Source organism: Comamonas sp. FUJ_7 (genome assembly GCF_057369555.1).
This window is the reverse complement of the sequence record NZ_JBXXZI010000013.1, coordinates 82,569-90,618: the sequence shown is the minus strand read 5'-3', so window position 1 is coordinate 90,618 and position 8,050 is coordinate 82,569. Positions and strand designations below refer to the sequence as shown.

Annotated in this window: 9 protein-coding genes; all 9 read left to right on the top strand. The window is 56.7% G+C overall.

Annotation, left to right across the window (positions count from 1 at the left end; translation table 11 throughout):
• Nucleotides 1-469 precede the first annotated feature (469 nt).
• The 9 genes from ssuE to AC2I9W_RS16400 all read left to right on the top strand — a co-directional run bounded on the left by ssuE (nucleotide 470) and on the right by AC2I9W_RS16400 (nucleotide 7,728).
• A complete protein-coding gene (gene ssuE / locus AC2I9W_RS16440) occupies nucleotides 470-1,057 on the top strand; it encodes an NADPH-dependent FMN reductase (protein WP_486411000.1) in 588 nt (195 codons plus the stop codon).
• A gap of 102 nt (nucleotides 1,058-1,159) precedes the next feature.
• Complete coding sequence (locus tag AC2I9W_RS16435; RefSeq protein WP_486410999.1) at nucleotides 1,160-1,294, top strand: hypothetical protein; 135 nt, start codon at nucleotides 1,160-1,162, stop codon at nucleotides 1,292-1,294.
• A 33-nt stretch (nucleotides 1,295-1,327) separates the two neighbouring features.
• Entirely contained in the window at nucleotides 1,328-2,494 is a 1,167-nt protein-coding gene (gene ssuD / locus AC2I9W_RS16430; protein WP_486410998.1) for an FMNH2-dependent alkanesulfonate monooxygenase, read from the top strand.
• Between the two features lie 65 nt (nucleotides 2,495-2,559).
• Nucleotides 2,560-2,775 carry a TOBE domain-containing protein gene (locus AC2I9W_RS16425; protein WP_486410997.1) on the top strand — a complete coding sequence of 72 codons (216 nt, stop codon included), beginning with the start codon at nucleotides 2,560-2,562 and terminating at the stop codon, nucleotides 2,773-2,775.
• A 78-nt stretch (nucleotides 2,776-2,853) separates the two neighbouring features.
• A complete protein-coding gene (locus AC2I9W_RS16420) occupies nucleotides 2,854-3,870 on the top strand; it encodes an ABC transporter substrate-binding protein (RefSeq protein WP_486410996.1) in 1,017 nt (338 codons plus the stop codon).
• On the top strand, nucleotides 3,867-4,769 hold the full coding sequence (locus tag AC2I9W_RS16415) for an ABC transporter ATP-binding protein (protein WP_486410995.1): 903 nt from the start codon (nucleotides 3,867-3,869) through the stop codon (nucleotides 4,767-4,769). Before AC2I9W_RS16420 ends, AC2I9W_RS16415 begins: the two co-directional genes overlap by 4 nt.
• Nucleotides 4,766-5,608 carry an ABC transporter permease gene (locus tag AC2I9W_RS16410; protein WP_486410994.1) on the top strand — a complete coding sequence of 281 codons (843 nt, stop codon included), beginning with the start codon at nucleotides 4,766-4,768 and terminating at the stop codon, nucleotides 5,606-5,608. Before AC2I9W_RS16415 ends, AC2I9W_RS16410 begins: the two co-directional genes overlap by 4 nt.
• On the top strand, nucleotides 5,586-6,545 hold the full coding sequence (locus AC2I9W_RS16405) for a hypothetical protein (RefSeq protein WP_486410993.1): 960 nt from the start codon (nucleotides 5,586-5,588) through the stop codon (nucleotides 6,543-6,545). The genes AC2I9W_RS16410 and AC2I9W_RS16405 overlap by 23 nt, the downstream gene beginning before the upstream one ends.
• Nucleotides 6,546-6,570: 25 nt before the next feature.
• Nucleotides 6,571-7,728, top strand: coding sequence for an acyl-CoA dehydrogenase family protein (locus tag AC2I9W_RS16400; protein ID WP_486410992.1), 1,158 nt, complete (start codon nucleotides 6,571-6,573; stop codon nucleotides 7,726-7,728).
• Nucleotides 7,729-8,050: the final 322 nt, after the last annotated feature.

Here is an 8,050-nt window from a genome sequence, read left to right as displayed (position 1 = left end):
GAGCAGCCATATTGAATCGGTTTACTGAGCTGGGCCGCCCTCAGACGGCAGCCGTGGCATAGCCACGGACGGGGTTTGGGTTAGCTCGTATCAAACTGGATTTATGCAACAACGCCCATCTGCGGGCAGAAAAAACTGATAAGTCTTTAATTTAGAGTCGATATTAAAAAGATGAACCAATAAAAAATTTTTTAGATATTATGGAATCATCTTATAAGATTCAAATATTTAATTAATACCACAAAATCTATGAAGCAAGCTAACCAATCCTGGCACATATATCTATTAGATAGGTCCGTTTGACGGATTAGTAGTAGATCTATTTATACATAAACTAAAAACTTATATCTCTTAGATGAAATATAAATAATAAAAAAGAAAATTATTGTTTTTCAAAATTAAAAAAATTCATAACACTGCACAGCAATTCACTCCACCTCACTGCGCAGTTGCCAGAGGTTTTAAAAAAATGTCTATCTTATTAATTGCTGGCAGCCCCACGCAAACCTCGCGATCAGCAGCCCTGCTAGACAATGTGGGCGACAGACTCTCCCAACATCGACTGTCGGTTGATCGCCTAGCTGTACGAGAACTCGACGCACAAGCGCTGCTGCACGCAGACTTTCAGCATCCCGATGTCATCAATGCCGCCTTGCGTGTAGAAAATGCCCAGGTACTGGTGATTGCTACCCCTGTCTACAAAGCGGCATACGCGGGGGCTTTGAAAGTATGGCTGGACCTGCTGCCCCAAACCGCATTAAAGGGTAAAACCGTTTTGCCCTTGGCCACCGGTGGCAGCCCGCACCACATGCTGGCAATGGACTATGCCTTGCGTCCCGTTCTGCAGTCGCTAGGCGCTAAACACATTCTTCCAGGCATCTACGGCGTCGACAGCCAGATCCAACTGCACTCCGACGGCACTGCGAGCACTGCCCCCGAATTGCAATCGCGCATTGACGATGCCGTGCACTTGCTGCTGACTGAAAGTCTGCAGCGCTCCGCTGCGGGAGCATTTTTTCCAGAGATTCCATTCTCACAAGTGCGATGTAGCGTCTGACACACGCGCTACGACCAGCGAATCACCTTTTGCTTTCTTCAATGAACTTCCGGCTGACATGCGCTGGAGGACGAACTATTGCCCATTTTCAGGAGACACACCATGACCTCCCAAGCTTTTATCAAACAACGCGACCGAATTTTGAACACATCAGCACTGGCCTGGGGCTTTCTGACCCACCGCCAGTGGCCTGCTCTGGCCGATGCCCGGCGCGTCCATTTCACGTTGAGCTACTAACCACCAACACCGCTTTCGCGGCTGGAGACAATGATGCAAATTTTTTGGTTCCTTCCCACCCATGGCGACAGCCGTTACCTGGGCACCTCCCAAGGCGCACGCCCTGTAGACCACAACTACCTCAAGCAGGTTGCCAGCGCCGCAGACAGCCTGGGCTATGAGGGCGTACTGATTCCCACCGGGCGATCCTGCGAAGACCCTTGGGTGGTGGCCTCCAGCCTGATACCCGTTACCCGCCGCCTCAAGTTCCTGGTAGCTGTGCGACCTGGCTTGCACCAGCCCGCGCTGGCAGCACGCATGGCTGCATCCTTTGATCGCCTGTCTGAAGGGCGCCTGCTGATCAACTTGGTCACTGGCGGTGACCAGGCGGAGTTGGAGGGTGACGGTGTGTTTCTAGACCATGCCACACGCTATGAAGAATCCAGCGAGTTCATCCGCATCTGGCGCGAAATCGTCACACGCAGCCATACCGGCGAGTCATACGACTTTGACGGCACTCACCTGCAGGTCAAGGGCGCCAAGCTGCTGTACCCACCATTGCAAAAGCCCTATCCACCCGTGTATTTCGGCGGTTCTTCCGCCGCTGCACATGAGTTAGCCGGCGAGCAAGTCGATGCTTACCTGACATGGGGTGAACCACCAGCCGAGGTGGCCCGCAAGGTTGCCGATGTACGCGCCAAAGCAGCAAAGCATGGTCGCACAGTGCGTTTCGGTATCCGCCTGCATGTCATTGTGCGGGAGACCGATGCCCAGGCATGGCAAGCGGCCGATTCACTCATCAGCCACTTAACCGATGAGGCCGTCCAAGCTGCTCAGGCAGCCCTTGCCAAGATGGATTCCGAAGGTCAGCGCCGCATGCGCGCGCTGCATGCGGGTGGCAGCAAGCGCAACCGAGACGATCTGGAGATCAGCCCCAACCTGTGGGCCGGAGTGGGCTTGGTGCGTGGCGGGGCTGGTACCGCACTGGTGGGCGATCCGCAAACCGTGGCTGACCGCATTCAAGAATATGCCGCCCTGGGCATCGACACCTTTGTGCTGTCTGGCTACCCGCATCTTGAAGAGGCCTACCGCTTCGCCGAGCTGGTCTTTCCGCTGCTGCCCGTTCAGACCCAGCAAAAGCTCAAAGGCGGTACTGCCAATGGGCCATTTGGAGAAATCGTTGGCAACCAATTTACACCGCGCCAAGCCTCGCAAAGCTGATTCATTCACCACCGTCATAGGCCGCTTGAGGTCTGCCCTTCCCCTCTCTTTTAAAGGAATTCAACATGTCTATTCAAGCCATCAATGTGCGCAACCAGTTCAAGGGCAAAGTGCGCGAAATCATCCGCGGAGACGTGGTGTCAGAAGTCGATGTCGAAACACCATGGGGCATCGTCACTTCAGTCATTACCACCCGCTCTGTGGATGACCTCAAGCTGTCCGTCGGCTCCGATGTGGTGGCCCTGGTGAAGTCCACTGAAGTCTCCATCGCCAAGCTCTGAATACACCACATCGCACGCGCAGCAACCGTTTCACTACGCCGGCTGCTGCCGCTGCACTGCATCCAGGAAAGATTGCATATGCACAGTCGTCGCCAAGCACTGGCCCGTATCCTTGCCACCAGCACATTACCGCTGGGACTGATGGCTTGCTCGCGCTCTGAGGACAGCACGCCCGTCGCGACTACCGGTCAGGAAGACAGCACCCAGATCGTGCCCTTTAACTATCCCGACAACCCCTCGTTCGATCTGATCTACCTGGCCGACCGACTGGGTTACTTCGAAGGGACCTCCACACGCCCCAACTACGTGGGCAAAGTAGCCGCACCCCAGATCATTCCCTTGGTAGGAACGGGCGACATCCACTTTGGCGCGCGGATGGTGCCACTGGTGATCTCCGCCATTGCTGCCGGGGCCGACATGCAGGTGATTGCTGCCGGTAGTAAGACACTGCAAGAAGCTCCGCACATGAAGTACTTTGTGCGAAAGGATTCCGGCATCCGCCAGCCAAAGGATTTGGAAGGCAAGACGATTGGATTCAACAGTTTTGGGGCGTGTGCCGAGTTCGTCACCAAAACCTTCTTGCGCGAGCACGGTGTCGACGTCACCAAGATCAACTTCCTAGTGGTACCGGACAACCAGAACGAACAAGCTGTAGTGGGCAAAAGCGTGGACCTGGCCATCATTCACCCACCACACTCTGGCGGCGCTGAAGCCAACCCAGAATTGCTGCGCTTGTGGAGTGACTACGACCTAGACCGAGGTCTGGGCGGCATGTCGCCATATAGCGTCAACGGCAAATTTGCCCGTGCACATCCGCAAGTGGTGCGGGATGTGGTGACAGCCATCGCAAAGGCTGGAAACTGGGTCAATGAACATCCGCTGGAGTCTCGCCAGTACACCGCAGAGCGGCTGGGTATGGACCTCAAGCATGTGGAGCGCTACGCCTATGTAGATGATCAAATCATCACGGAGCCACCCATCCAGTACTACATCGACATTCTGGAGCGCGAAGGCAAGTTGCCTCCCGGCAAGGTACAGGTCAAGGATGTGTACACAAATGCCTTCAATCCTTTTGCCAAAGGAGACGCTGCATGAATGCCCGGCTGCACCACACCGCTACGCATGCGCCTGGCATCAAAATTCAGGCACGCGATGTGCGTATGGACTTCTCTATTCAAGATGACCAAGGTCGCAAGCAAGAAATCTCTGCATTGCATGACTTTGAGTTGGTCGTCCGCGAAGGCGAATTTCTATCCATTCTTGGCCCCTCGGGCTGCGGAAAATCAACGTTCCTGAATGTGCTGGCGGGCTTGGCGCACAAGACGGGCGGCACCATCACCATCGATGGGAAGCCCAGCGATGGCATCAACCGGCACCAAGGCGTGGTGTTTCAGGGGTACGCGCTCTTTCCGTGGCGCACGGTGCTACAAAACATCGAGATGGGGCTGGAGATCCGCAAGGTCGCTAAACGCGAGCGCCGCGAAACAGCCGAGCATTTTCTGCAGCTCGTTGGCCTGACTGGCTTTAGCCACCGCTATCCGCACGAACTGTCGGGTGGCATGCGCCAGCGCGTCGCCATCGCCAGGTCATTGGCTTATTCGCCTGACCTGCTGTTGATGGACGAGCCCTTTGCGGCTCTGGACGCACAGACGCGCGAAATCCTTCAGTCCGAGCTGCTGCGCATCTGGGGGGAACACAAGAAAACGATCGTGTTCATCACCCACAGCCTGGATGAAGCCATCTACCTGTCAGACCGTATTGCGGTGATGACCCACCGTCCAGGAAGGATCAAGTCCATTCTGGACGTCCCATTGGGCCGTCCACGTCCCGCGGAGATCCGGCACTCACCCGCTTTTGTCCACCTGCGCGAAAAAGCATGGGATGTGCTGCGCGACGAAGTCGCATTTGCCAGCGGGCACCGTCAGCAGCCCCTGACGCCGGTACTGCCCACCGCCCCCGACTACGCCCCTGCATTGCGAGGATTTGCCATATGACCGCCGCCACATCCGTCTCCACCGTGCCTGCCGCAGCAACTGCTTCAACACGCCCGACAGCGCCTTGGTGGCGCACCACCGGCCGCTGGTTGGAACGCAGCGCCGGCCTGATCGCATTCTTCGCCATTTGGGAGTTACTACCGCGCCTAGGAATCGTCAGTTCTGCCTTTCTCAGCCCACCCTCCGATGTACTCGCAGCGATCCAGCAGCTGGTCACCAGCGGCCAACTCAGCAAGCATGTGCTGGCCAGTTTGCAACGGTCCTTGGCTGGCTTGCTGCTGGCAATCGCAGCCGGTGTGGCACTGGGATTGTTGATGGGGGTCATCCGCCGACTGGAGCAATTCTTGGATCCACTGCTCCAACTATTTCGCCAGGTCTCCGCGTTGGCCTTGTTCCCAGTATTTTTGCTGTTCTTCGGGATTGGCGAGGCCTCCAAAATTGCCATCATCTTCTGGGCCGCATTCTGGCCCGTGCTACTCAACACCATCAGCGGAGTAAAGCAAGTGGAGAAACTGCTGATCCACTCTGCGATCTCCATGGGCGCGTCGCGCGGCTTCATCTTTCGCAAGGTGATTTTGCCAGCGGCATCTCCATCGATATTTACGGGTGTGCGTCTGGCTGGCGCCTATTCCATCACTGCGCTTGTCGCTGCCGAGATGATTGGCTCACACGCAGGGCTGGGCTTTTTGACATTGAACTCGCAAGAGATCTTCCAGATACCCAGCATGTATGCCGGCATCGTGCTGCTGGCGTTGCTAGGGTTGGCGTTGAACTATGTGCTGGCCGTCATCGAAAAAAGGCTGACACGGTGGCGCCATGGCCTGGAATTCCATGCCTGAGCTACAAGTGCTACGACACGCTGTAAACCGCACAGGCTCCACCTTCCGCGTGCACCTTCATGTGGTGCTGACAACAGCGGTTGTAGCTCTGTGCGCCTTGGGGTATGCGGTGCTACCGCGCGTATCGTCGCAAGCGACCCCAGCTGTGGATTCAGCCTCCGAAAGTGCTGCGCTGGAGCGAGCGGTACAACGTGGCGCACTGTGGGTGGCTACGCGCACCTACCCTCGCCCCTCTGCACCTGACCAGCCTTTGGAGCCGGAGCCCGATGTGTTCGATGCTGCATTTGCGCAATGGCTTGGCAAGCGGTTGCAGCTTCCCGTGGAATATCAGGATGCAGAACATGCCGATCTGCAACTTCAAGGATTTGAATTCACCAATGCCGGCCGACCTGCCGCGCGCGCTTACGGCAGTGCTCAACTGCAACTGGTGAGGAGACGGCAAGAGCTTGCAATTTGGGCTGTGTGGGCTCGCCATCACCTGCCCACGTGGTGGCAGCGTTTTTCGTGGCTTCCTGCTGCCAGCACTGCTGCGCCACAACACCCATCCCCTGTCGTGTGTGTGGGCGCTGGTGTTGCACCTCGCGATCTGTGGAGCACGCTGAACGCGCGGCCCCACATCACTCTCTCTTCCATTCATGCCATCAGTGATTTCCTGGCCGGCCAATGCGACCTGCTGGCCGAGGAGCCAGGCGTGGTGCAACGCTTGCTACAGCAAACCAGTTGGCGGTTTTACGGTCCTCTTGGTAAGCCATGGAATCTGCACACAGCCGCCGCTAGTGAGCCTAGCGCGACTCCGGCCAAGGCATTGCCACCATGGCTGCACCACGCCACTCAACAGTGGCTGCGCAGCAGCGAATACACCCAGGCACTCCAGCACCGCGCCAGCACCATCGTAATGGAGGCTGCATTGCTAGAAGACGGCGCCATTTGCCACTGACTTTTTCCCTCATCTGATATCAACCATGTTTGCGTCTGACTTTCCCGACCTGCTCAACACCCTGGCCTCGACCGCCGTGCAACGCGATCGCGCGGGCGGTCATGCGGCTGCTGAAAAAGCCTTGCTGCGCGACCATGGCCTACTGCGCTTGGCCATCCCCGCCGTGCATGGTGGCGATGAGCGCAGCTGGCCCGACATTTACCGTCATGTGCGAGCAATCGCCACGGTGGATAGCGCCCTGGCCCATGTGCTGGCCTTTCACCAGTTGCAGGTGGCTACCGTATTGATCTACGGCAACGCCTCGCAGCAACGGCATTGGCTGCGTCGCACCGTGGATGAAAACGGCTGGTGGGGCAACGCTTTGAACCCACGCGACCAACGCTTGAAAGCAACCGCTGATCCCCACGGCGGCTACGCGCTGCACGGCACCAAAGGCTTTTGCTCTGGCACTCGTGGCTCACGCTATCTGACTGTCTCCGCCTGCTTCGAAGGACATTCGCAGCCCGTGCTGGGACTGCTCGAAACCAGTACTCCCGGTATTGCCGTACATGATGACTGGAATCCCATCGGACAGCGGCAGACAGACAGCGGATCAGTACGCTTTACTGCTGTCGCACTGCCCACCAACCAGGTAATGCGCGATGTGCAGCACACCACTATTCCGTTTCACACGCTGCGCACCCTTTTGGCACAATTGGTACTGGTGAACCTGTTTGTGGGAGTGGCGCAAGGTGCACAACAACAGGCACGCGACTATGCACTGGCCCACGCACAACCTTGGGTGAGCGCTACGGTGGATCGCGCCACGGACGATCCGTTCTTGCTGCGGCGCATGGGCGACATACAGGCCCAGGTGTCCGCTGCGGCACTCATGGCAGACCATGCAGCCGGCCTCGCCCAGAAGGCATTCTTACAAGGAGAGCAACTCACGGCTTCCGAGCGCGCTGCAGTCGCGATTGCAGTGTTTGAAGCCAAAGTGATGGCCCACCGCGCCACATTGTTCGCAAGCCAGGAAATGTTCGACGTGGTAGGTGCACGCGGCACCCATGCCGACCTAGGGTTTGACCGCTTCTGGCGCAACGTGCGCACGCACACGCTGCATGATCCACTGGATTACAAACTTCAAGCGCTGGGGCGTTGGGCTGTGCATGGAGAGGAGCCCTCCGCTCTACACTACAACTGATGACGATGGCGAACCTTGTCGGAGAGATCCACACTACGTATTGCTCACACTCCGCCCGCGCGAGCAGTTGCAAGATCAAATATTACTAGCTCTGCTTGTGCCACATTGAACGTCGTTTGCAGATCATGCACGGCTGTACACAGGAATTTTTCACTTATTGTGTCGCGAGTTCCGGAAGTTTTCACTATCTGTGTCGATAGTGAAAAAGCATGTGTCAGCGAGAATGAAATTTCCTTTTAAAGTCAACAGCTGGCTTTTCACTAACTCTGTCATCCAACATGATTTGGCACAGCATTTGATATGCCAAACAGGCTGCTGTTGA